The sequence below is a fragment of the Nesterenkonia sphaerica genome, assembly GCF_005771565.1.
Taxonomy (GTDB): Bacteria; Actinomycetota; Actinomycetes; order Actinomycetales; family Micrococcaceae; genus Nesterenkonia; species Nesterenkonia sphaerica.
The window spans coordinates 50050-73819 of the sequence record NZ_VAWA01000012.1 but is presented as its reverse complement, the minus strand read 5'-3'; the positions used below and the strand labels follow the sequence as shown (position 1 = coordinate 73819).

Below are 23770 nucleotides of genomic sequence, written 5' to 3'. Positions count from 1 at the left end.
ACTAGAGCGTGTCTGAGAATTATGTGAGGGGTGGCCTGGAAGCCTGGAGACATGTCTCGTCTCCAGGTTCTTTCTGATGCTCAGTGGGAGCTGATCGCTGATCAGCTGCCCAAGCCCACAGGACGCAAAGGGCGTCCCTTCGCTGATGCTCGCCTGATGGTTGAAGGGATCATCTACCGGTATCGGTGCGGGATTGCCTGGCGGGACCTGCCCGAGGTCTTCGGGCCCTGGCAGACAGTGTGGACTTGGCACCGCCGACTGGCAGCCGAGGAGACCTGGGAGAAGATCCTGGCCCAGCTGAGAGCCCAAGCTGATGCCGAGGGGCTGATCGACTGGACGGTCTCGGTGGACTCCACCGCAGCGCGTGCTCATCAGCACGCCACCAACATCACCCGCCACACAGGGGGCTTCATCGAATTACACAAATCCCAGCGCAGAGCCGCCTGATCACGCTGTCGGCCGCTCTCGGGGCGGGCTGACCTCGAAGGTCCATCAGCTTGTTGAAGGCCACGGGCTGCCACTGGCAACGATCATCTCACCCGGACAGGCCAACGACGCCCCGGTGCTGACCCCGCTGGTCGAACAGATCAGAGTCCCGCGCCTGGGACCCGGCAGGGCCCGTACCCGACCTGATGAGTTGCTAGGCGATAAGGCCTACTCCTCCGGCGCGATCCGCACCTACCTGCGGGAACGCGGGATCATCGCCACCATCGCAGAGCCTGACGATCAGAAACGACACCGCAGAAACCGCGGCACCAAGGGCGGCAGGCCCCCGAAGTTCAACGCCCAGCGATACAAGGGCCGCAACATCGTCGAACGCGGGTTCTGCCACCTGAAGCAATGGCGCGGCATCGCCACCCGCTACGACAAGCTGGCCACCACATACCGAGCAGCAGCGCTACTGCACGGAGTCACTGCCTGGACCAAACATTTATCAGACACGCTCTAGCTGCAGCCAGCGTCGGGCGGGGAATTGGTCGCCCCAGGTTCCTGCAAGTGCGCTGCCGGCGGCGTGACAGACGAGGGTTGTGGCCACCAGCATGGAGTAGCTCCGTGCAATGTGCGCTTTGTGCGGGACGTGGTCGAGCAATGCAATCCTGGTGGCAGGATGGACACAGACGCTCTGGTCGCTCCGGCGATGATTGCGAAGATCAGCAGTCAGGGGAGGCCGGCGGCAAAGAAGATGAGGATGGCAACGATTGCCGCTAGTGGCTGAGCTGCCAACAGCAGGGTTCGTCGATCGCCAGGCCATTGACGCGTCCCGAAGATCAAGGCTGCGAACAGTTCTCCCAGGGCAGGAGGAGCGAACCCGAGACCGCTTAGCGCAGCCTGCGGCAGACATGACCCCCGGAACTGCGACGACAGTCACCCCACGAACAAATGGACCTAGCGCCTATGCCCCGTGCTCTTGAGGCTGCCCGCACAGACGTTAGATGGCGACGCCTGAACTCGGTCGACTTCAAGTTCAACGTCTAGCAGCACCCCTTGACAGATCGCGCAACAGGGCGCGATGTTCGTCGTATGGGACTGCTCACGTTCGGCATCAACGTCACCCTCGATGGTTGTGTAGACCATAGAGAGGGTATCGCCGACGACGAGACTCACGCGCATTTCACTCGCTTGATGGACGACTGCGGTGCAATGCTCTGGGGGCGCATCACCTACGAGATGATGGAAGACTACTGGCCGGCGGTTGCCCGCGGCGATGTAGATGCGTCAGCGGCCATGCGTGAGTGGGCGCTCAAATTGGAGGTCAAGCCCAAGTACGTGGTGTCGTCGACGCGCAGGGAGTTCCCGTGGGCCAACAGTCACCACCTCGCGGGCGACGTGCGCTCGGCGGTGCAAGATCTCAAGGACCAGACGACTCGCGGAGTACTGGTTGGCAGTGGCACCCTTGCGGCAGAGTTGGATCGAATGGGGCTGGTCGACGAGTACCAGTTTCTTGTTCACCCCAGGATCGCCGGTCACGGTCCCACCCTCTATCAGGACGGGCTGCTTCACACGCGGCGACTCGAGTTGGTCGCTTCTGAGCCGCTCAGCAACGGGGCGATTGCTGTGCACTACCGACGGGTCGTGGACGACCACGAGTAGGAATGACGGCCGAGGAGCTCTACGCCCCGATTTATCCAGGTGAGGTTCTCTTGGAGGAGCTCATCAGCTGAACCATTAAGGTGGTCCATGAGGGAGCAGCCCAGCTCCGACCACCGCTGATATAGGAGTGTTGAGCCATGAGTTTCTCTGTCTATCTTTCCGGCGAGATCCACACCGACTGGCGTGAGGAGATCCAGCGCGGCGCGGAAGCCGCTGGACTGGACGTGACGTTCACCGCGCCGGTGACCGACCACCCCGCCAGCGACGCCGCCGGCGACCACCTCGGCGAGACCGAAAGTCGGTTTTGGCGCGACCACCAGTCCGCCAAAGTCAACGCCATTCGCACGCGCACCCTGATCGAGCAGAGCGACCTGGTCGTGGTGCGCTTCGGTGAGAAGTACAAGCAGTGGAACGCCGCCTTTGATGCTGGGTACTGCGCCGCTTTGGGCAAGCCGTATGTGACCCTTCACGAGGCAGATCTCGTCCATCCGCTCAAGGAGGTCGACGCCGCGGCTCATGCGTGGTGTACGACCACCGACCAGGTCGTGGAGACCCTGCGCTACGTGCTCAAAGCCTGAGCCCTGTTTGCGGCAGCGCCTATTCTAGGTGTCACCCCCGGCCTGCCGGCGTGCCAGTCCCTCCAGCAGCAGGTCCAGGGTGAACTCGAACTCAGCTTGACTGTCGCACCAGCCCAGACTCCGATCCTGGGTGGTGTGCACCTCAGCCTCCACCATCGCTGACAGATGAGGCATCAGAGCGGCGAACTCGGCGGAGTCGGCGGGGTCTTCTGCGGCGTCGCCCTCAAGTCCGGAAGGGCGAAAAGGCTCCTGGACGAACCCCAGGATCATGCTCCCCAGCGCGTGAAGTGCACGGTGCCCGAGGTGATAGCTGAAACCTGCCGAGATGAGCTCGGCGAGGGCTGCCTCATAGTGGGCGATGGCTCCGAAAGGAATGTGAGGAGTGGAGTTGATGAGCTGCGGAGCCCAGGGATGGCGCAGCATAACGTCACGTGCCAGGAGGCAGCGACTCCGCACTGAGGCCAGCCCGCCGTCGCTGCGGGAGCGCGAAAGTCCGGAGAACTCCTCGCCCACTTCCCGCAGCACGGCCTCTACCAGCCCTTCCAGCAGGGCCTCTTTGTTCGGGATGTGGTGGTACAGAGACATCGCTTCCACACCCAAGGACTGAGCGACCCTCCGCATGGTGATCGCCCGCAGGCCCTCCGCATCGGCCAACTCGACCGCCGCGCGGAGAACGGTCTCCCGGTCCAGACTGCCCCGACTGCGCCGAATCGCGTGCTCCCTATCAGTCACGAAGATACTCCTTGCCCCAAATAAACCTTACAGCGTAAGATTACCTTATCCTGTAAGGCACTCTGGTGGATCGGAGCCATCATGTTGCACCGACGCAGCGCACCTCCCGCAGATCCCCATCTAGCCCGGGCCGCCGGGGTGTGGTATCTCGCGCTCATCCTCACCGGCGTCGCTGGTTACCTTGTGATCCGCCCCCAGCTCTACGACACGGAGGATCCGGCGATGACGCTTCAGCAGCTGATCGCCAACGACACCCTGGCGCGTGTGGGCATCGCTCTAGAGTTGGCCATCGTCGTCACTCAGGCCGCTGTGGCTCTCTGGCTGTTCCGGCTCTTTCGCCAGGTGAATGCGGTAGCTGATGGAGCTGTTTTCGCTTTCGGACTGACCAACGCCGTCGTCATCCTGGCCAGCGCGGCCACGCTGGCTACCGCGCACACTGTGGCCGGTCAGCAGGAACTGGCCCCAGCAGGGGATGCTGCGGCGACGGTCCAGCTCGCCTACACCGTCAGTGCCCATCTCTGGGGCGTGGGTTCGGTCTTCTTCGGACTGTGGCTGATTCCGTTGGGTCTGCTTGTGCTGCACTCAGGTTGGATGCCCCGCACCCTGGGCTGGTTTCTGCTCATCGGCGGAGTCGGGTACACCCTCAGCGCATTCGCTTCACCGCTGCTGCCCGGGCTGGAGGTCGCAGGAGAAGTCCTGACTCTGCCAGCGGTGATCGGGGAATTCTGGTTGGTCGGCTACATGCTGACCCGTGGCGTGCGGCGAGTCGCAGAGCCAGCTGCTGCTCCGTAACACCACCGGAGGGCCGCAAGTCACAGCCACCTCAGAACACCAGGTGGATCACCGCTCCGATGACAAACAGGGAGACCGCCACCCCGGCGCAGAAGAATTCGACCAGTAGACCGATTCCCACAGCCCGCAGGGCTTGCAGGCTCGATGACCCGGCCGCTCGCCAATCGCGCTCGCGTCGAAAGTACTCCGCACAGAAAAGTCCAAGAGCGAATCCTAGGAAGAGGCCCAACGGCGGCAGTACGATCAGACCCACCAGGCCAGCCGCCAGGGCCACCAGGATCGGCCCCCGAGGTATGGACTCCCGCCTGAGCACCCGGCCGGTCAGCACAGTGGAAGCGCTCCACCCGAGCAGCGCCAGCATCACTCCGGCAAGGGACACTGCCCATACTGTTGGGCCGCCCAGCAGCACTGCCCAGACCAACAGAGCGACGATCACCAGCAGACTGCCGGGAAGCACTGGGACGACGACGCTGACCAGGCCCGCAATCAGGACTATGCCGGCCACCAGAGTCGCCACGGTTTCTGCGGCAGTAGATTCAAGCATGCCCCCAGCATGCCAAAGGCGGCTCGCCCCCGTCTGTTACTCGCACTGGAGAGGTGGAGTGTGGGCTGAAGCGACGTCGTGGGTGTGTGGACCTCGTCGGCTTCGGTACCCCTGCCACCCGCCCCGTGTTCAGCCGAGGTCAACTGCAGCCCCGAGTGTCACGGTGACTGTCCTTGTTGCTCCCGGTGGTCCCTTGAGTGTGGACCGGCACCATACGGCCTTCCTCACGGACTTTCAGCACTAGGGCCTCTGCGGCGAGGAAAGTGTTGGTTCCACAGGGGTCGGGTCCGGAGCGCCTCGACCTGCTCGTCAAGCTCGGCGGCCATGCCGCTGACTTGGGACTTCGAGACGTTCTCGATGCCCAGGGAACCGACATGCTTGTCTATCCTTCGGGTGGAGACGCAGGGCGGGACTCTCTAATCCTAAGCTGCCGTCCGATGCAGACGGGAGAGCCGGCATTGTCTTGCCGCGCCCTCACCTGCGTGGTGCACTCAGACGGTGTTCGTGGCGGACTGACATCTCGTTTGCTGCCAAAAGTGTACCAAAAATGGTACGCTTTTGGCATGACATGGGAGGTTACGTAATGGGCTACCGCCGCGATCTGTGGGAGATCGCCGCAGAACAACACGGCGTCGTCACGATCGCTGAGGCTGAGGAGGCAGGAACGCCCGCCGTAGAGGTGCGCAAGCTCGCGCATCGCAGCGTGCTGAAGGCCTGCGGCCTGGGTGTGTACCTGCACCGCGATGTCCCTGCGAGCGAGCTGACGCAGCCTGCAACGGCAGTGGCGTTGGCCGGTAAAGGGGCATTCCTCCAGGGCGAGACTGTGCTCGATCTGCTCGGCTTGGGGCAGTTCAATCCGTACCGCATTCGGGTCGGGACCCGCCGCCGGGTGCGTAGGGCTCTTCCCGAATGGATTGAGCTCGAGACCCGTATGGACGTCCCCGACGAGGACCTGACGCAGTACGAGGGTATCCCGGTGACCACTGTTGAACGTGCGCTGGCTGACTTGCGCGAGAGGATGCCGCCGGAGCGTTGGAAGACGCTGGTCGATCAAGCGCGCGGACGCGAGCTGATCCAGGAGCGGGACGTGGTGACATTGGACCCGATGGAGCACGTCAGGTGAGCGCTGTCGTACCGCCGCTGAACCTGCAGCAGCTGAACGCGCGGGTCGAAGAGGCGTCGGACGAACTCGGTGTACCCATTGCCCGTGTGCGACGGATGCTCTGCACACTCATTGTGTCCCAGATGCTGCCCGACGCTGTAACTATCAAGGGAGGCATGGGCGTTAAGCTCCGCATGGGTGAGCGCGGCACGCGGGCCACGGCTGACCTCGATGTCTCCACTCGCCAACGAGGTAAAACCTTCGAAGAAGCGTTTCGCGCTAGCCTGGCGCAGGGCTGGGGGTCGGTTCCGGCCGCTAAGGGCGTGCTGCGGAAAAATCCTGACGCGCCGGACCGCGTGGCATTCACGGGAGTCCTTAAGTCTGAGCGACTGCACGACCTTGGGCTCGCCCGCCCCCAATATGTAGTCCATCCCTACCGAGTCACACTGTCCTTCCTCGGGCGTAAGTGGGCGGCGCTGGACGTGGAAGTGTCCGACCCCGAGATAGAGCCGCATGCCTATACCCGCCGCGTTGTGGACGGCGAACTCGTTGAGCTGGGTGAACACTTTAACTTCGGGGATCTACAAGCGGTAGAGCTCATCGACCTGGAGAGCCAGCTGGCGCAGAAGATTCACGCCGTAACGGACCCTGCCTATGCCCGGGCCCATGACCTGGTGGACCTGCAGCTGCTTTGGGACGCCGGTCCCGATCTGATCCACTTGCGGGGGTCCTGTGTGCGTACCTTTGACTTCCGCAGTGGGCAAGATTGGCCGCCGCTGCCACTTCGCGCCATGGATGAATGGGAGCGCGCGTACCAAGTCGCCCGGAAGGAGACAGAGGTGGATGGCAGGTCGCCGGTGTTGACGGGCATCGAGTCGGCTCGAGCGTGGCTCGAACAGGTGATAATCGCGATCGACGCAGCGCCACGCGAGGCCGAACGCGGGCGCGGATAGACTTCCCACACCCAGCAACGGTGGGTCCCCTTACCCGGGCGCGATGGTGTCCCATTACCAAGGTTAGTTGGCTACTTTGACGCGCCTTCGTGGCCGGAAGTCACAATTGTGCGCCAAGTAGGGGTCGGTAAAGTGGGACGCATGTCGCGCCGATAACTACCCGGCACCTGAACAGGTGCCTTCGCCGGACTACTTGCGGATCTTCGTTACACACCTGGCGGCGGGGCCGAATCCGCCCGAACGAGTCATCCAGTCTGAAGTACCTCTCGCGGAAGTCTTGGCTGGGCTCGCTCCGGACGACCTCCGCCTCCGCGACGCTGTGCTTGCCGCAATCACCATCGAGTGAGTTTGCTCAGAGATTTTCGGCCTCAGCACGCCGTGGAAGGCCAACGTGTGAGACGTCACATGGCTTTCGACTCGTCCTGCCGCCGGCCTTTGAATTAGCTGCATTTCCCGATTTCGACGGCGCACCGAGCGGGCCGTACCCGTGCCTCAGAGCCAGGGTGTGCCCGGCGCGTCACTCTTCACACTCATCGCACGTACCCGCAGCAGCCATTTCCACAAAATGAACTTGGCACATGGCTCGAGGTCTTGCTGCTGCCGCTCTAACCTGCCGTGACCGGGCTTTGGCGACCTGTCGCGTGAGGGTCGGGGTGCCCCCGTCGTGAGGGAGGTCCTCAGCGTAACGTTGATAACACAGCAGACGGTGCTGGGCGGCGAGATCATCGACGTCGGAAGTGGTATCGCTCGGGACAGATTTTGGTGCTCGAAAATACCCCTCACCAATGGTCCCGTCCTGATGGACGCACAGGGAGGTAAGGGGCGGTTCCTCACCTTCAGCCGTGCGCCGGGCCACCCGTTCGAGCAGCTTGCCGCTCCAGTTCGAGATCAACATATTGGTGCGAATCCCGGAACGCTCCTGCACGATCTCAGTCAGCTCAGAGTAGGTAATCGTCCGGTTGTATTTGCCAGCCACTTCGGTCAGGACCTCGTGCGCGATGGGAATCCAGGACGTCATCGCTTGGTCGAAGGAAGCCTTGGATCCATCTGAAGTGAAGTATGTTCCGTGAGAGGACGACATGGTTCAGATCATAATTCAGTGTGGATGTGAGATCGAGGTGAGGTCGGCGCCGGGTGAAGGAGCAGATTGTCTTGCTGAGCACGAGCACCCAGGGTCTCGCCGAAGAGAGCGTATACAGCAGGCTAGTCGGACAGAACGTGCCCGGACCGGACGCACTCAGTTCTTGCCGTACACCTACCGAGCCAAGCTCGGCATCGAAGGCGGCGAAGTGTCAATTACCGAGACGGGGGAGAACCAGTACTCCGTCTCTGTGCCGGAGTTCGTCTTTATTGGCCATAACAATGTGGACTTCAATACAGTGATTGAAGACGACGGCGTCTTAAGCTGGGTGACTCCGCGGATCGACACTGCCACTGCGCTCTCAGAGATTCTGAGTGAGGGGGAGATGGCCGATCAGCTCAGTTCCAATCGCCTGCTTCGGCATCATCAGCCCCCAAGAGAGTGCGTTAAGTGGTCTAATGGAACGTCGGAGGGGGACGCGTGAGTTCTGTTTCGGTGATTAGAAAATACATAGTCAAGACTGGCCAGGCTGCGCTCGGGCAGTGAAGTGGCACCATCAATTCAATAACTCAATTGGAGAGTAATTATGTCAAATATAATAATTACAGGGGTCGACAACAGCGAGACTGCTTACCAGGCTGCTATGAAAGCTGGTCACCTGGCAGTTGCTCTCGGGTGTGAATTGCATGTCCTATCCGCCTTTTCAATCAGAACCTCCGAGACTGTTCGCTCACTCCATAATCAAGGCGACGTCGAGCATCGGTCTCGAGAATTTGAGAGACTCGTCGACCGGTATGCACGTGCAGCAGATCTGACGGCGTCTGCGGTCGCCGGAGGCCTCCGTGACAAATTCCCTGGGCTGAAGGTGATATCCAAGGCCATTGAGGGCAACCCTGGGTCCGCCCTCGTGCGTGAAGCGAAAGTCTTGTCCGCTGAACTGATCGTCGTCGGAAATAAGCGCCTCCAAGGTGCGGGCCGCATTCTGGGCAGCGTGGCACGGACGGTGGCTACCGAAGCGGACTGCGACCTCTACATTGTGCATACGCATCCCCGTTAATGAATAGCCGGTCCGAGTACCGGCGTTGGGGCCTGCGGACTCGCCGCGGGTGAGTCACTTTGCCAGTGGGGACTGCAGCACCTCGCTCTTAATGCGCTCGATGGCGAGTCTCACAGCGCCTCGCCGGACGGCGGCTGCTCCGAGCGATGAGACCTCAATGTGCAGCCAGGGGGCATTGAGATGGTGGGGAAGCTTCTCCTTGGCCAGCTCAACCACCCCTGGCAAGGCTGACGCCATGGCGCCGGAGATGACGATTCGATCCAGGTCCAGCAGCCCAGCGAGTACGGCGCAAACACGCGCCAACTTCTCAGCCAGCGTGTCCATAATCTCATCCGCCAAGGGGTCGCCGTCTCTGGCGGCGGCGAAGACATCCTCCGAGGTCACCTGCTCGGGCGGGATCCCACTCAACGCGCCGGTGGGAGTCTCGGCGGCGGTGAGTGCCTCATAGGCCAGATGCCGCGCCCACCACCCGAATCCATGTGAAGACTCCACGCCCCGGACCAGATCCAGAATCCCCAGTTCGCCTGCGGCACCCCGGGGCTGGGGGACCAGTTGCCCGCCCATTACCAGGCCCGCACCGAGCCGCTCCCCAGACAGCAAGGCGGCGAAAGATTCACGCTGTGGAGCCTCCATCAGTTCCAATTCGGCAAGGGCGGCGAGATTGGCGTCATTTTCGACCACGCTGTTCCAACCGCGTTCGGTGCCCAGCGAGATCAGGTCCGGGTTCATCTGTCCCCAAAAGTGACCAAACCCTTCGGGTGATATGCCGGCCTTGTCCACAGGAGCCGGGACTGCGATCGCGACTGAGGCCACGGCGTCGCGTTCCAGCCCCGCATCCTCAAGCGCTGAGTCGATCACCGCCGCCACTTCCCGACGCCGGAGCAGCATAGCTGATTCATCATCGTCTGGGGCAGGAGGATCCACCGGCCGCTGGGCCCCACCGATCTCCTCACCACGAAGGTCTGCCACTGACGCATCAATGCGATGCTGGCCGGCATCTACGCCGATCACAAAACAGGCATCCTGGCGAAACGCGTAGCGGGTCGCCGGGCGACCCTTGGTGTACTGACCAACCTGGCGCGAATTCTCCGAGATTCGAAGCCACCCCTGATCGCTCAGCTGACGGCACAGAGTGAGGATAGTGGCTCGCGTGAGCCCCGTGACGGCCATCAGCTCGGAGGCTGTCCGTGCCTCGCGACCCCACATGCTCTCCAGCACCCGCTGGGCATTGTGCTGCCGCACCAGCTGTGATGATCCGGCCGTCGCTGGCGGCCTCGGCTCCTGCATCGGGTCAGCCTCCGGGAAACGCGTCGAAAAAAGTACTCTGCCAATTATTGCACCGCATACATTTAGGCACTATATTTACTCGCGACATAAAAAAGAGTGGTGTGCATCACAGAAGGGGGTCCTTGGTGCCTCACGATTTGCTGTCCCCGTCGCGACGGACGTTCCTCGGCGGCCTGCTGGGCGCAAGCTTGGCGGCCGGGCTGACCAGTTGTGCTGGTAACAGCCGTTCCACCGAGATCGCCTTTCATCAGTCAAAACCCGAGGTGATCCCGTACTTCCGCGAGCTGATCGCGGAGTTCAACCAGGCGACTCCGGGAGTGCGCGCCGTCCATGACTCCAGCTCAGGGCTCTCTGCCGGGTTCGCCCGGGGCAATCCTCCTGACCTGGGATGCCTGAACTACAACTACGAAATCGTTCGGTTCCACGAACGCGGTGCTTTCTCCGATCTCGCGGACCTCGCACCGGAGGCGCGCATTGACCCCAGCATCCAAGCGTTGGTGGACCAGTACCCCACCTACCCGGGGCGCACCAGCGTCATCCCGTACTCCATGATGGCGGCTGCGGTCCTGTTCAACGAAGAGATCTTCGCCGAGCATGATCTCGAGATTCCCGAAACGTACTCCGAGTTCATCGAAGTCTGCGAAGTGCTTCAGGATGCGGGAGTACCTCCGATCTACTCCACCTATGCAGATCCGTGGACGGTGGCTCAGGGGCTGGTCGACTACAGCGTCGGCGGTGCTATCGATGTCGCCGAGTTCCTCACACGGCTGCGCGAGCTGGGCCCCGAGGCGGGCCCTGATGCGTCCGTGTCGTTCTCCCAGGTGCTGCGCGAACCCTTAGAAAAAATGCTGGAAATCGCGGCCTACTCACAACCCGGGGCGGCGAGCCGAGGCTACGGAGACGGCAATGTCGCCTTCGCCCGGGGTGAGGCTGCCATGTACCTCCAGGGGCCCTGGGCACTGACGGAGATCGCCACCATCAACCCCGATGCTCCGGTAGGCATCTTCCCGCTGCCCATGACAGAGGACCCGGAGGATCTGCAGGTGCGGGTCAACCTGGACCTCGCGCTCTGGATCCCCGAAGCCTCACCGCACCAACCCCAGGCTCGCGAGCTGCTGCGCTTTCTGATCGCCCCAGAGGTGGCGGATACCTACAACGAGGACAACCTCGCGTTCGGGGTGCGTGAGGACGCGCCCGAGGTCACTGACCCGCGGCTGCAGTATCTGCAGACCTATGTTGACCGGGCCGCCTTCTACCAAGGAATCTCACAAGCCATCCCCCGCACCATCCCCTTCGAGAACTACGCACAGGGCATTGTCACCGGCCAGAGCCTGGAGCAGACCCTGCGGACGCTCGATGAAGACTGGGCTCGACTGGCCAGGCGCTGAGAGGACAATCATGACCACTTCCACCATCAAGACCTCCACAGACGCCACAGCGTCTCCGCCGCAGGCACCAGCTGAGCCCCCGCCGCGCAGACAGCGCACCCGGCGAGTGGAGCGGGTCTACCTCTGGTTCCTGCTACCAGTGCTGGTGCTGTTCACGCTGGCCATCACCACCCCTGCGTTGATGGGTATCTTCTACAGCTTTACCGACTCGGTCGGTTTCGGTGAGTTCGAGTTCGTGGGTCTGAACAATTACCTCGTCATGTTCAGCGACCCGGCAATTCTCTCCGCCTACGGATTCACCATCGGAGTCGCACTCTCCACGGTGATCCTGGTCAACGTCGTCGCCCTCGCGCTGGCCATCGGACTGACCAGCCGGATTCGCGCCAAGACCGCCCTGCGCACCATCTTTGTCCTGCCCATGGTGGTCTCGGGCATCATCATTGCATTCGTCTTCCAATTCATCTTTGCCAACACCGTCCCGGCTGCCGCGCAGGCCCTTCAAGTGGGAGTGCTGGAGGAATCCATCCTGGCGAACCCCAACCTGGCTTGGATCTCGATTGTCCTGGTCACCACCTGGCAGGCAGTGCCGCAGGCGATGCTGATCTATATCGCGGGGCTGATGACGGTCCCGCGTGACGTCTACGAGGCGTCCGCCATCGACGGCGCCTCCCCGTTGAAACAGCTGCGCAGCATCACCCTGCCGCTGATCTCCGGATTCATCCTGATCAACGTCATCATCGGCTTCAAAGACTTCCTCAGCACCTACGAGATCATCGTCGGACTCACCGACGGCGGGCCCGGTACTGCGACCCGGTCAGTGGCGATGACGATCTTCTCCGGATTCGAGGACGGTGACTATGCCTACCAGATGGCGAACTCCACCATCTTCTTCCTCATCACGCTCACCATCGCGCTGATCCAACTGCGAATTACCCGAGGAAATGCGAGGATCTGATGACCCTGCCCACTACCACCATCCCCGGCGGTGCAGCCAGCACCACCTCTAGGAGTCAGCGGCCGGCTGCTCGTGGATCCGGACAGCAGCGGTGGGGCACCACCGTGATTCTCATTCTCTGCGCAGCGACGGTGATCCTTCCCTTTTACGTGACCATCTCCATGGCACTGAAATCGGGCGAACAAGCGGTCGAAGGCGAAGCGTTTGCCCTGCCTTCTCCAGTGAGCATGGAAGGGTTCACCACTGCCTGGGCGCTGACCGACTTCCCGCGGGCCTTCACCATCTCCCTGCTGATCACCGTGGTGACAGTTGTGGGAACCATCATTCTCAGCGCTATGGCCTCCTACGCCATCTCCCGGAACTGGGAGCGGCGAGCCTTCCGCTGGGCGTTCTACTACCTGCTCGGTGCCATGTTCCTGCCGTTCCCCGTCCTGGCGCTGTCCCAGGTGAAACTCACTGGGATGGTGGAGCTGGCCAACCCCCTCGGTGTGGCGCTGCTGCACATCATGTTCCAGCTGTCCTTCAGCACCCTGCTGTTCACCGCATTTCTCAGGTCGCTGCCCGGAGAGTTGGAGGAATCCGCCCGCATTGACGGGGCCTCCACCGCTGGGGCCTTCTGGCGGATCGTGTTCCCCCTGCTGGCACCGATGAGCGCAACGGTCGGCATCTTCGCGTTCCTGAAGTCCTGGAATGACTTCATGATGCCCTCCATGATCATCGCTGACCCCTCACTGCAGACGCTGCCGGTGGTCCAAGAAATGTTCCAAACCCAGTTCAGCAACAACTACCATGTTGCTTTCGCCTCCTACCTGATGGCCATGGCGCCGGCCATCATTGCCTACGTGATTTCCCAGCGGTGGGTCCTCTCCGGGCTCACCCAAGGCGCAGTCAAGTAATACTTCCCCCGACTGATCCGTTCCTGTACTGCACCGAATGAAAGGACCCATCCCCTTGCCGCACACCTCTACTGCTGTCGCGCCCCTGCCGTCCACCGAGCTCAGCGGAGACCAGCACTGGTGGAGACAGGCAGCGGTGTATCAGATCTACCCCCGGTCCTTCGCTGATGCAGACGGCAATGGCATCGGCGACCTCCGCGGCATCGCCTCCCGGGTCGACTATCTCCAAGGCTTGGGGATCGACGCGGTGTGGCTGAGCCCGTTCTACCCCTCAGCACTGGCCGACGGCGGGTACGACGTCGACGACTACCGTGACGTCGATCCGAAGATTGGCACTCTGCAAGACTTCGACGAGTTGGTCAAGGCCCTCCACGGCGCCGGCATCCGGCTGATCGTCGACCTGGTTCCGAACCACACCTCGGACCGCCACGCCTGGTTCCGCGAGGCGCTCGAATCCCCACCGGGATCAGCGGCTCGCGACCGGTACATCTTCCGAGACGGCACCGGCCCAGGTGGGGACCAGCCACCCTCAGACTGGCAGTCCATCTTCGGCGGACCGGCGTGGACCCGCATCACCGAGCCCGACGGCTCACCGGGCCAGTGGTACCTGCACAGCTTCGCTCAGGAGCAGCCTGACCTGAACTGGAAGAACCCAGAGGTCCATGAGGACTTCCTGACCACTCTGCGGTTCTGGTCGGACCGGGGGGTCGACGGGTTCCGGGTCGACGTCGCCCACGGCCTCTCCAAGGACCTGCCGGAGCGGCTCCCCACCCAGGCCGAGCTCGACGCCCTTCCCAAGGACGGCACGCACCCCATATGGGACCGCGACGAGGTCCACGAGATCTACCGTGCATGGCGGGAAGTCTTCGACGAGTACACCCCGGCAAAATTCGGCGTGGCCGAGGCGTGGGTGGACTCCGCCCGCCGGCCCCAGTACGCCTCACCCGAGGGACTCGGACAGGCCTTCAACTTTGACCTGTTGGAGGCTCACTTCGACGCCGCACAGTTCCGTGACACAGTCACCTTCAACCTCGAACTGGCAGCCCAGTCCGGCTCCTCCAGCACCTGGGTGCTCTCCAACCACGACGTGGTCAGGCACGCCACCCGCTACGGCCTTCCCCCGAAGGCCGCCGAGGAGGACAAAGACGGAACCTACTGGCTGCTCTCGGGAGGGACCGCTCCAGAGCTGGACGCCGCCACCGGACTCCGCCGAGCCCGTGCAGCGACCTTGTTCGAGTTGGCGCTGCCGGGCAGCGCCTATCTCTACCAGGGAGAGGAACTGGGTCTCCACGAGGTGGCCAACATCCCCGACAGCGCCCGTCAGGATCCCACTTTTTTCCGCAGTCCTGGGGTCAGCGTGGGACGCGACGGATGCCGGGTACCGCTGCCATGGAGCACGAGCGGAGCATCGTTCGGTTTCGGCCCCGGTGAGGCCCACCTGCCTCAGCCGGAGTGGTTCTCCGCCCACAGCGTGGAAGCGCAGGAGGCGCAGGCAGACTCGACGCTCAACCTCTACCGCAGCGCGCTGAGCCTGCGCCGTGACCTCCAGGCTGACGAGACACTGGAGTGGATCGAGAGCGGTCACCGCGAGGTGCTGGCATTCCGGCGCAGCAACGGATGGATCTGTGTCACCAACTTCGGTCAGCAGCCCCAGCCGCTGCCCGAGGGCGAGGTGCTGGTCAGTTCCGAACCGTTCACCGGTGACCAGATACCGGCTGAAACCACAGTGTGGCTGCGTGAGCCCTGATTCCTGACGCGCTTTTCACCCGCCGTGGAGGCAGATCAGGCACCATGGAGGTATGAGGCGGAAGCACCGGGCCGACGTCATTGCCGAGGCGATGGCTGCCGTGCCGCGTGCGGACTTCCTGCCCGAGGAAGTCCGCTACCTGGCGCAGGTGGACCAAGCTCTGCCGATTGGCTTCGCTCAGACGAACTCCCAGCCGCGCACGGTGAAGGCCATGCTGCGGCTGCTGGAGGTTCAGCCCGGCCAGAAGGTGCTCGACGTCGGTGCCGGATCCGGGTGGTCGACCAGCCTGCTCGCACACCTGGTGGGCCGGCATGGCCAGGTGATCGGCGTGGAGCTGGTCCCTGAGCTCACCCAGGGCGCCGCTGCCGCCGTGGCGGCCCACCGCATGCCCTGGGCCGAGGTCCGCCAGGCCACACCAGGGCAGCTCGGTCTCCCGCAGGAGGCTCCCTTCCACCGGATTCTGGTCTCCGCGGAAGCTCAGGAGCTGCCACAGGCACTGGTGGATCAGCTTGAAGTGGGCGGCATCATGGTGACCCCGGTCCGCGGTCAGCTGCTGCGGGTGGTGAAGGATGCTGAGGACATCACCGTCACTCGGCACGGCCCCTACACGTTTGTGCCGCTGCGCTGAGCGCGGGTGCCGCACTGATGGACTACACGCCCCGGCTGCACCCCGGCTCTGCCCGCAGCGAGTCTGCGCGTCCAGAGGCGCTGATCGGACCTGTGGAGGCGCCGGCGGTGCACGTGATGAGCTGGAACATTCGCCGCAGAATCAGCAGACCCTCCCTGAAGGCGGCTGACCGCTGGCCGCAGCGTGCCCCGCGCCTGCGCCGCCTGCTCGCTGCTGAGCGGCCCACCGTGGTGGGTGTGCAGGAAGCGCTCGCTGACCAAGCCTTCGTCGTGCAGGAGTCACTGGGGGAGCGTTACCGGATGCTCGGCCGGGGCCGAGGGACGGCAGGACGCGGTGAGGGGAATCCCATCATTTACGACGCCTCCCGGCTCGAGCTGCTGGACTGGGAGCAGTTCGCGCTGTCAAAGAGACCGCGGAAGGCGGGATCCAGATCCTGGGGGAGCGTCTACCCCAGGATTATGGTGTCCGCCACCTTCCGCGACCTCTCTACTGGCCGAAGCTTCTTGGCCATCAATACGCACCTGGACCATATCTCTGCACCCGCGCGGCTGAGGGCGGCCCGGATGCTGCGCAAGGCCGTCACCGGCTCCGGACTGCCAGTGATCATCACCGGGGACTTCAACGCCGCAGCTGAGGCTCCACCGTTGCGCGAGCTGCAGTCCGGTGAGCTGCTGCTCGACACATGGGCTGCGGCCCGCCGCCACCTCAGTCCGGAGTGGGACACCCTGGCCCGGTATCACCCGCCCACGGTGAGCGGGGCGCGCATCGACTGGATCCTGTGCTCGCCGTCGTTCCAGGTCTCTAGTGCGGCGATCAACGCCGTACGGCACTGCGGCGGCTGGGCTTCCGACCACCTGCCGGTTCAGGCGGTGCTGCGCCTAGCTGGCTGGCCTCGCGGATCTCGCAGCGGCTGTTCGAGGTCCTGGTGCTGATCCGCACTGCCGTGGGAGCGTTGCACCTGGTGGTCCCGGGTGCCTCGTAGAGTGGAGGCCATGACAGACCCGAGGCCCCAGCCCACGCGGTGGATGACGGAGACCGCCGCTGGCCACTCCCAGCGGTACGTTGACCGTTTCCGCACTATGGCCGCCCAGGGCGAGGACCTGGTGGGGGAGGCGCGGCTTGTCGACGCCATGCTGCCGCGCCGGGCGCGCGTGCTCGACGCCGGATGCGGCACCGGCCGTATTGCCGGGGAGCTGCACCAACGCGGACACACCGTCTACGGGGTGGACGCCGACCCGGTGCTCCTTGCCGCCGCAGCGCAAGACCACCCCGGCCCGCACTACGCGGTGGCCGATCTGACCGAGCTGGAACTGGCCAAAATGGGAGCCGATCACCCCGTCGACGCTGCGCTGCTGGCCGGCAATGTCATGGTCTTTCTCGCGCCCGGTACCGAAACTCAGGTACTGCGGCGGATCCGTGCGTGCGTGCGGTCCGAGGGGTTCATCATCGTCGGGTTCCACACCAACCGACACCTGTCGCTGACAGAATTCGACCAGCAGGTGGCCCAGGCGGGTCTGCGCCTTGAGCACCGGTTCGCTACGTGGGACCTTCGACCGTGGGAGGCTGAGGCGGATTTTGCGGTCTCGGTCCTGCGGCGAACAGGCGAGCCCGGCGCAGCCGGGGAATGAGCCGCAGTGAGGCAATAACAGCACCCGGTGTCGTCGATACTAGGGCCAGCACCCCGTAGCCCACCGCGACTCGGACTCCCTCGGCGGCGGAGAGACCGCTCAGGGTGAAGCTCCAGGCTGCCGCCATCTCCCGCGCGCCCCACCCGCCCACACCCACCGGCACCGACATCCCGGCCAGGGCCACGGCGGCGGAGGTCGGAAGCACCGCCGTGGGAGTGGTGGGGGCCAGCACCATCACACAGAGCATGAAGAGACTGGCGAAGCACATCCACCCCAGTACCGACAGCATCACCACCCGCAGAATCTCTGCTGCGGCCAGCCGCCTCAGCCACCGGCTGGCTATACCCGCAGCGATCAGCGCGGCACCAAGGCAGCCCAGCCCGGCCATCGGCACATAGGGCAGCAGCGCGATGCCCCCGGCGCTGAAGACCACCGCGGTGCCGGCCAGCCGCTCAGCCGCCATGGAGGCGAACCCCCTGGCCAGAGCCCGGCGCCGTGTGGGCACTGAGGCATCTGTGCTGTCATCTGCGGCCCGCAGCGCATCCCCGGCCAAGCCTCCGGGCAGCACACTGTTGAGAAAGGCCGCCTGCCAGCACCGGGCGACCGCGGCGCCGAAGCGCACCTCAATAGCGTGATGCCGAGCCACGATCCGCCAGCGCTGAGCCTGCACCAGCACCCCCGAGCCGCCCAGCGCGCCGGCTGCCAGAAAGGTCCACCAGGGAAGCCCCCGCAGCGCGGAGCTGAACGTCTCCATCCCCCACCACGCTGCGATGAGCCCCAGCAACGACACAGTGACGAGCACCTGCAGCGCTCCCACCGCCAGGCTCCGCCACGGCACGCTGCGGTCCGGCCCGGATCCGGCAGGGGCACAACCGCTCACCGGTCAGCCTGCGGGTTCAGGGGATGCAGCCTGTGGCACACACACCAGGTCCAGGTGACCCACCCGGACCCTCAGTTCGCCCGTCTCCAGCTGGTCCAGGCGCCGTCGTACCCACTGCTCAGCTGGCTGCCGCAGCGCCTCATCCTGTTCCACCGCGGCTGCAGCACGGTCAGTCAGATACCGTGCCAGCAGCTGCGGCTGGGAGCTGTCCAGCACCCAATCGGTGGGCACCACCTCCACCGCTGTGCGGTGCTCGCGCAGTCGAGCAGCCACCGCCTCCGCGGCGTCCGGGCCCAGTAACTCGTCCCGGCGCTGATGGGCGTCGAAGGCTGCGGCAATCTGGTCATCCAGCGGGTCAGCGGGGTCCAGCGCCACCTCTCCGGTGACGGTCAGGCTCAGCAGGGCTGCGGAGCCCCTTGCAGCGACCGTGGCCGCGATGAGCGAGGCCTCGCGTGGGGAGAGCAGATCCAGCAGGGCGGCACACGTCACGACCGTCGGGGAGTCTGCGGAGATCAACTCCGGCAGCTGATCCACTGAGCCGACGCTGCGCTCAGTGTCCACCACCTGCTCGACCTCGGTAGAAGTGCTGACCTCAAGCAGCTGCGCATCGTGGTCCAGCAGCAGCCACCGCTGCGGGAGGCTCAGCCGGGGAGCCAGCCAGGCCTGATTCGATCCTGTGCCCGCCCCCAGATCGATGACCTGAACAGCTTGGCCAGGCCCCAATTGGGCGCCCGCCCAGGCCTCGATGCGCTGGATTCCCGCCATGGTGCTCTGCCGCGCCTGGTGATCCGCCTCCCGGCGCAGGCCCAGCCAGTCAGCGGCCACCGGGCGGGTCACCAGCGCAGTGCCCTCCGGAGAGTCGTCGCGGTCTCGCTCCATGGTCGGAGTCTATCCCGGTCGGTGACCGCATTGCTGCGCCAACGGCGGCGCAGCGTCTGGTCACTGAGCCACTCTCGCAGCACAGCGGTCCAGGCCGGGACATGGTGGGGATCCACCGCGGTCCCTGGCAGCTGCTGGGGGCCCACGCGGTCCGGGGGCCGGTGGGCTGCGGCCAATGCTTCGGCGGCCCCGGTACCGGCCCCCACCACTGCGGGGATGCCCCGTGCCACGGCTTCAGTCACCACCATCCCGTACGTCTCCGCCAGCGAGGGCAGCACCAACAGGTCCGTGCGCTCCCACAGCCGTTCCAGTGCGTCCCCGGTGAGCGGACCAGGCAGCTCCACACGGCCGGGGAACAGGTCGGCTGCGGCTGTGACCGTCTCCACGTACTGCGGGTCTGGCCCTGCAGGGCCGGCGAGGGTCAGGCTCCACTGCATGTTGCTCACCGGCTCCAGGGCCTTCAGCAGCAACAGGGGGTTCTTCCGCTCCGAGACGGCCCCCAGGAACAGCAGCTGCGGGGGAACGGACCCGGCAGCCAGAGGTGCGGGATCGGCACCGGGCGGCGCTACGGCGGTTCGCATGGCGCCGTAGCGGCGGATGATGTCCCGGCGGGCCCATTCGCTGGTGCAGATCACCCGGTGAGCGTGTTTCAGGGCGCGGCCCTCACCAGTGGCCAGCTTCCGCTGCTGGGCCGGGCCCAGACCAGCCTCAGCAGGCAGCGGAAGATGCATCAGCACCGAGATCTCCACCCCGGCAGCCTTCGCCTGGGCTAGTTCATCAGCGGCAGCGGAGGCGATGATCCCGTCAACCAGCGCCGAGCGGCAGCTGCCCAGGCGCTGGACCAGTTCCCGGCGAGCCTGGGGGTCCGGAGTCGGCCAGGTGCCCCCGACCGGCACCTCGGCGACCACCAGGTCCTGAGCGTGCCAGCTCTCCAACACACGGCGGTTGTACTGCAGTCCTCCGCTGGGGCCCGGCAGATCTCTTGGCACCACGAACGCGCGCTCGGCTGCGGGTCCCATCAGGGGTCCTGCCTCCAATCCTGGGTCTGTTCCAGCCACACCACGTCGCGGCCGAACGACCACAGCAGCACTGCCAATGCGACCGCCGCCGACCCCGCCGCCAGCGGCACGGGCACCACCGGTCCCAGCCCAACCACCACCACCGCGGCCTGAACGCCGGCCACCACCCTGCGCGCACCGCTGTAGGGCAGCTGCTGCCGCCAGGCCCGCCGTAGGCGAGTCCCCAGGGCGAAGGCGTACCGCAGCAGACCGATCAGCAGGACCCACCAGCCGACGGTGAACGCCAGCAGCGCCGAGAGCACCAGCAGCGCCGCAGCATCGGCCTCTGCGTCCAGCCGGGCTCCGGCGCCGCTGCCTCCATTGGAGCGCCGGGCGACCCAGCCATCTGCGGCATCCAGCACAGCGGCACATGCGGCGATCACCAGTACCGTCCAGGTGCGGGCGGGCATGGCTCCGGCGAAGACCAGCACCACAGCGGCAGTGAGCACGCCGATCAGTACCACCCGCACCAATGTCACCCGGTCAGCTGGGGTGATCAGCCGCGGGCGACGGCGGGCAACGGACCATCCGGCGATGCCCGGAACAATGCCCGACGCCGCCACACTGATCCCGCTCACCACTGCCCCTGCGGGAAAGGCCACATTCAGCGCAGCTGCGGCGCCCAGCGCGGCAGTCACCGTCACCGCAGCATCCCACCGGCCGGTGGCTGCTCCTGGGCGGTTCATCAGTCAGGGAGTCTCTCAAGAGGGGATCCCAATGCCACCAGGGCGGCGAAGGTCACCGCCACCCCGGTCAGCAGCACCAGGCTGCTCACGATGGGTCGTCTCAGCACCAGGCGGAAGAGTCTGTCATGCCAGAGCTGATCGCGCGGATCGCTGGTGGGGGTATGCCTCCAGTCGCCGGTCAGGCGCCCGGTGCGGTTCAGCCACACATCTGCCGGGATCGTCGCATAGGGGATAACGGCGCTGATGACTGCCACTGCCGCCGGCCAGCGCGGCATCCGCTGATTCTTCGCCACCAGCACCGCGGTGACGGCATAGGCCAGAAACACGAACCCGTGGATGCCTCCGCCGACGGTGACCGCGATGTCCATTCCGGCCGTGGCGCGCAGGACAATCCCGCCCAGCAGCAGCGTCCACGACACTGCCTCAGCGATGCCCATGACGCGGAACAGCAGGTGCGGACTCATCAGTGGCGGCACTCCTTGGAACGGTGGCTTTTCAAGCGACAGTTCAGTCTACCGACCCCCGCGGCCCACCTTGTTGACTTCTCCGGGGCAGCAGCTCAATCGGCAGACGGTGCAGGGATTGGCTACTGTAGGACCTTATGTTCCAGTGCACCTTCGCAGCGCCGTGCGCCTGGGTTGGTTATGCCCACCATGCCTGGAAGCGGACCGCCATGGGCTGGTCCGGACGCGAGCCTTAGCGCCGCTTCGCCTTCGCCGCACCGCACTGGAGCTGACTCCAGAAAGCCATGCTCTCCACGCAGCGCCACGAGACTGCCCGCAGCAGTACAGGCACGTGGAGGCCGCACCAGACTTGAAGGGATCCCACACGTTATGACCGAGACCAGCGAACCGCCCAGCCGGAGGACTGTCGGAGGTGAGGCCCGACGGGCCGGCCGCCGAGCGGGCGAAGCTTTCGAAACACTCGACTACCGCCGGCCGAAGTACCCACACAATATGCACCCGGCGCTCGTCCCGGGCATCGGAATCGACGAGCAGCGCCGGCGCTATGGCATCGACAAGGTCGTCTTCTTCGTCGCCGGGACTCTGACAGTCGCTTTCGTGCTGTGGGGTGTCACCAGGCCTGCCCAGGTCTCGGCGGCCGCCGATGCAGCGTTCACCTGGGTGACGTACAACATCTCATGGCTGTTCATCATCACCGCCGCGGTCATCTTGATCGCCATGCTGACGCTGGCGGTCTCCCGTTACGGCCGAATCCCGCTCGGCACTGACGGGGAGACCCCGGAGTTTTCGACTTTCGCCTGGATCTCCATGCTGTTCGCCGCCGGTCTGGGGATCGGGGTGCTGTTCTTCGGCCCCTCGGAGCCGCTGACCCACTTCACCGCGCCGCCGCCACTGACCCATGAGGCAGAGTCCACCGAGGCGCTGCACTATTCACTGGGTCAGACCTATTTCCATTGGGGATTCCACGCCTGGGCGATCTACGCCCTGGTCGGAGGGGCTGTGGCATATGCGGCCTACCGGCGCGGACGGGTGCTGCTGATGTCTTCCATCTTCCGGTCGCTGTTCGGCAAACGCCACTCTGAGGGTCTCGCCGGCCAACTCATCGATGTTTTCGCCATTATCGCCACCCTCTTCGGCACCGCAGCCACCGTCGGTATCGCCGCGATGCAGGTGGGGCAAGGGGTCACTATCGTCGCTGGGTGGGATGACCTCGGCAACACGGCTTTGGTAATCATCATGGCTCTACTGACCGTCGGGTTCATCATCTCGGCAGTCTCCGGGGTGGCCCGAGGCATCCGTTACCTGTCCAATGTGAACATCGTGATGACCCTGGGCATTGTGGGCATCATATTCCTCGCCGGCCCGACCCTGTTCCTGGCCAACCTCGTGCCCTCGGGTCTGCTGGAATACGCGGGCAACATGTTCGACATGATGTCCCGGTCCGCCTCCTGGGGCGAGGAGACTCAGCAGTTCCAATCCTGGTGGACGGTGTACTACTGGGCGTGGTGGATCTCCTGGTCGCCCTTCGTCGGGATCTTCATTGCCCGCATTTCGCGCGGCCGGACAATCCGCCAGTTCGTGCTGGGGGTGACCATCGTTCCGACTGCCCTACTGGTCCTCTCCTTCGGTGTGATGGGCGGCACCGCGATGTGGATGTACCGCGAGGGGTACCCCGGATTCAGCGCTGACATGGCACCCCCCGAGGTGTTCTTCGCCATTGTGGAGAACATTCCACTTCTGGCCACGTGGGTTCCCTTCGTGGCGATTGCCGTCCTCGCGGTCTTCGCGATCACGGCATTGGACTCGGCCTCCACCGTGATGGGAATCCTCAGTTCCCGGGGCAGTCAGTCCCCCAAAGCCGGCGTCGTCGTCTTCTGGGGCCTGGTGATGACGGGTATTGCCGTGGTGATGCTGCTGCTGGGCGACGCCGTGGCGCTGGAAGGCCTGCAGCAGCTGGTGATCATCACGGCGGTGCCGTTCGCGATCATTATGCTGCTGATCATCGTGGCGTGGTTCAAGGAACTGCGCACCGATCCGCTCACACTGCGCCACAAGTACGCTGACACGGCCGTCAGCAACGCCGTGCTCCGAGGCGTGGAACAGTACGGCGACAACTTCGCCCTCGGGGTGGTGGATGCCGGGCCCGGTGATGGTGCCGGCGCAGATGTGGACTCTGCGCACTCGGACTACACCGACTGGTACCAGCGGACTAACGCGGACGGTGAGCCGGTCGGCTACGACTTTGAGACCGGCCAGTGGGCGGACAACTATGACCCCGAAACGGGTGAGATCAGCACGGTGGACGCCGCATCAGCTGATGAGAAGCCCTCCGGCTGAGCCAGTG

General features: G+C 64.6%; 25 protein-coding genes and 1 pseudogene. 16 read left to right on the top strand and 10 right to left on the bottom strand.

Annotated features, from left to right (window positions below; translation table 11 throughout):
- Positions 1–51: 51 nt before the first annotated feature.
- The 3 genes from FEF27_RS09765 (at position 52) to FEF27_RS09755 (ending at position 2669) form a co-directional block, all read left to right on the top strand.
- Positions 52–949 (top strand): IS5 family transposase gene (locus tag FEF27_RS09765; protein WP_138170671.1). Its coding sequence is split into 2 segments (ribosomal slippage): positions 52–402 and positions 404–949, totalling 897 coding nucleotides; the frame shifts between segments, so codons are not numbered across the junction.
- Positions 950–1521: 572 nt separating this feature from the next.
- Positions 1522–2091 carry a dihydrofolate reductase family protein gene (locus FEF27_RS09760; RefSeq protein ID WP_138170670.1) on the top strand — a complete coding sequence of 190 codons (570 nt, stop codon included), beginning with the start codon at positions 1522–1524 and terminating at the stop codon, positions 2089–2091.
- 137 nt (positions 2092–2228) lie between these two features.
- The gene (locus tag FEF27_RS09755; RefSeq protein WP_138170669.1) at positions 2229–2669 is read left to right on the top strand and encodes a YtoQ family protein; all 441 of its coding nucleotides are present in this window, start codon (positions 2229–2231) and stop codon (positions 2667–2669) included.
- A 24-nt stretch (positions 2670–2693) separates the two neighbouring features.
- On the opposite strand, the gene FEF27_RS09750 is transcribed toward FEF27_RS09755, so the two are convergent.
- Complete coding sequence (locus FEF27_RS09750) at positions 2694–3401, bottom strand: TetR family transcriptional regulator (protein ID WP_243729191.1); 708 nt, start codon at positions 3399–3401, stop codon at positions 2694–2696.
- Positions 3402–3482: 81 nt separating this feature from the next.
- Here FEF27_RS09750 and FEF27_RS09745 point away from each other — a divergent pair, with 81 nt between their 5' ends.
- The gene (locus FEF27_RS09745; protein WP_138170668.1) at positions 3483–4193 is read left to right on the top strand and encodes a DUF4386 domain-containing protein; all 711 of its coding nucleotides are present in this window, start codon (positions 3483–3485) and stop codon (positions 4191–4193) included.
- A gap of 31 nt (positions 4194–4224) precedes the next feature.
- Here the strand turns inward: FEF27_RS09745 and FEF27_RS09740 are convergent, their stop codons facing one another.
- Entirely contained in the window at positions 4225–4737 is a 513-nt protein-coding gene (locus FEF27_RS09740) for a DUF456 domain-containing protein (protein ID WP_138170667.1), read from the bottom strand.
- Positions 4738–4853: 116 nt separating this feature from the next.
- A pseudogene (locus FEF27_RS13660) lies at positions 4854–5138 on the bottom strand (transposase); the annotation flags it as partial.
- A 167-nt stretch (positions 5139–5305) separates the two neighbouring features.
- Between FEF27_RS13660 and FEF27_RS09730 the strand changes: the two are divergent.
- Positions 5306–5860 carry a hypothetical protein gene (locus FEF27_RS09730; protein WP_243729190.1) on the top strand — a complete coding sequence of 185 codons (555 nt, stop codon included), beginning with the start codon at positions 5306–5308 and terminating at the stop codon, positions 5858–5860.
- A complete protein-coding gene (locus FEF27_RS09725; RefSeq protein WP_243729189.1) occupies positions 5857–6792 on the top strand; it encodes a nucleotidyl transferase AbiEii/AbiGii toxin family protein in 936 nt (311 codons plus the stop codon). Before FEF27_RS09730 ends, FEF27_RS09725 begins: the two co-directional genes overlap by 4 nt.
- 517 nt (positions 6793–7309) lie before the next feature.
- Here the strand turns inward: FEF27_RS09725 and FEF27_RS09720 are convergent.
- Positions 7310–7873 carry a hypothetical protein gene (locus FEF27_RS09720; RefSeq protein ID WP_138170666.1) on the bottom strand — a complete coding sequence of 188 codons (564 nt, stop codon included), beginning with the start codon at positions 7871–7873 and terminating at the stop codon, positions 7310–7312.
- A 163-nt stretch (positions 7874–8036) separates the two neighbouring features.
- On the opposite strand from FEF27_RS09720, the gene FEF27_RS09715 reads away from it, so the two are divergent.
- A complete protein-coding gene (locus FEF27_RS09715; protein WP_138170665.1) occupies positions 8037–8357 on the top strand; it encodes a hypothetical protein in 321 nt (106 codons plus the stop codon).
- 102 nt (positions 8358–8459) lie between these two features.
- The gene (locus tag FEF27_RS09710; protein WP_138170664.1) at positions 8460–8930 is read left to right on the top strand and encodes a universal stress protein; all 471 of its coding nucleotides are present in this window, start codon (positions 8460–8462) and stop codon (positions 8928–8930) included.
- A 54-nt stretch (positions 8931–8984) separates the two neighbouring features.
- Here the strand turns inward: FEF27_RS09710 and FEF27_RS09705 are convergent, their stop codons facing one another.
- The gene (locus tag FEF27_RS09705; protein WP_138170663.1) at positions 8985–10217 is read right to left on the bottom strand and encodes an ROK family protein; all 1233 of its coding nucleotides are present in this window, start codon (positions 10215–10217) and stop codon (positions 8985–8987) included.
- 137 nt (positions 10218–10354) lie between these two features.
- Between FEF27_RS09705 and FEF27_RS09700 the strand changes: the two genes are divergently transcribed.
- The 7 genes from FEF27_RS09700 to FEF27_RS09670 are packed head-to-tail and all read left to right on the top strand — an operon-like array spanning position 10355 to position 17459.
- Positions 10355–11605, top strand: coding sequence for an ABC transporter substrate-binding protein (locus FEF27_RS09700; RefSeq protein WP_243729188.1), 1251 nt, complete (start codon positions 10355–10357; stop codon positions 11603–11605).
- A gap of 10 nt (positions 11606–11615) precedes the next feature.
- Entirely contained in the window at positions 11616–12560 is a 945-nt protein-coding gene (locus FEF27_RS09695; RefSeq protein ID WP_138170661.1) for a carbohydrate ABC transporter permease, read from the top strand.
- On the top strand, positions 12560–13456 hold the full coding sequence (locus FEF27_RS09690; protein WP_138170660.1) for a carbohydrate ABC transporter permease: 897 nt from the start codon (positions 12560–12562) through the stop codon (positions 13454–13456). The genes FEF27_RS09695 and FEF27_RS09690 overlap by 1 nt, the downstream gene beginning before the upstream one ends.
- 37 nt (positions 13457–13493) lie before the next feature.
- A complete protein-coding gene (locus tag FEF27_RS09685) occupies positions 13494–15203 on the top strand; it encodes a glycoside hydrolase family 13 protein (protein WP_138170659.1) in 1710 nt (569 codons plus the stop codon).
- A gap of 52 nt (positions 15204–15255) precedes the next feature.
- Positions 15256–15831 (top strand): protein-L-isoaspartate O-methyltransferase family protein, encoded by a 576-nt coding sequence (locus FEF27_RS09680; RefSeq protein WP_138170658.1) that lies wholly within the window; start codon positions 15256–15258, stop codon positions 15829–15831.
- Between the two features lie 17 nt (positions 15832–15848).
- Positions 15849–16763, top strand: coding sequence for an endonuclease/exonuclease/phosphatase family protein (locus FEF27_RS09675; RefSeq protein WP_138170657.1), 915 nt, complete (start codon positions 15849–15851; stop codon positions 16761–16763).
- Between the two features lie 60 nt (positions 16764–16823).
- Complete coding sequence (locus FEF27_RS09670) at positions 16824–17459, top strand: class I SAM-dependent methyltransferase (RefSeq protein ID WP_138170656.1); 636 nt, start codon at positions 16824–16826, stop codon at positions 17457–17459.
- Here FEF27_RS09670 and FEF27_RS09665 read toward each other — a convergent pair.
- From FEF27_RS09665 to FEF27_RS09645, 5 genes are read right to left on the bottom strand one after another with little or no spacing between them, the layout of a single operon-like run.
- Positions 17368–18339 (bottom strand): lysylphosphatidylglycerol synthase transmembrane domain-containing protein, encoded by a 972-nt coding sequence (locus FEF27_RS09665; protein WP_138170655.1) that lies wholly within the window; start codon positions 18337–18339, stop codon positions 17368–17370. The genes FEF27_RS09670 and FEF27_RS09665 overlap by 92 nt on opposite strands.
- A 3-nt stretch (positions 18340–18342) precedes the next feature.
- Positions 18343–19218, bottom strand: a complete 876-nt coding sequence (locus FEF27_RS09660) for an SAM-dependent methyltransferase (RefSeq protein ID WP_138170654.1) — start codon at positions 19216–19218, stop codon at positions 18343–18345.
- Positions 19173–20237: a glycosyltransferase family 4 protein gene (locus FEF27_RS09655; RefSeq protein ID WP_166429986.1), complete on the bottom strand. Its 1065-nt coding sequence runs from the start codon at positions 20235–20237 to the stop codon at positions 19173–19175. The genes FEF27_RS09660 and FEF27_RS09655 overlap by 46 nt, the downstream gene beginning before the upstream one ends.
- Positions 20237–20962, bottom strand: a complete 726-nt coding sequence (locus tag FEF27_RS09650) for a CDP-alcohol phosphatidyltransferase family protein (protein ID WP_138170652.1) — start codon at positions 20960–20962, stop codon at positions 20237–20239. Before FEF27_RS09650 ends, FEF27_RS09655 begins: the two co-directional genes overlap by 1 nt.
- The gene (locus tag FEF27_RS09645; RefSeq protein ID WP_138170651.1) at positions 20962–21426 is read right to left on the bottom strand and encodes a DUF3817 domain-containing protein; all 465 of its coding nucleotides are present in this window, start codon (positions 21424–21426) and stop codon (positions 20962–20964) included. The genes FEF27_RS09650 and FEF27_RS09645 overlap by 1 nt, the downstream gene beginning before the upstream one ends.
- Positions 21427–21795: 369 nt before the next feature.
- Here FEF27_RS09645 and FEF27_RS09640 point away from each other — a divergent pair, with 369 nt between their 5' ends.
- Positions 21796–23763 (top strand): BCCT family transporter, encoded by a 1968-nt coding sequence (locus FEF27_RS09640; RefSeq protein ID WP_138170650.1) that lies wholly within the window; start codon positions 21796–21798, stop codon positions 23761–23763.
- Positions 23764–23770 lie beyond the last annotated feature (7 nt).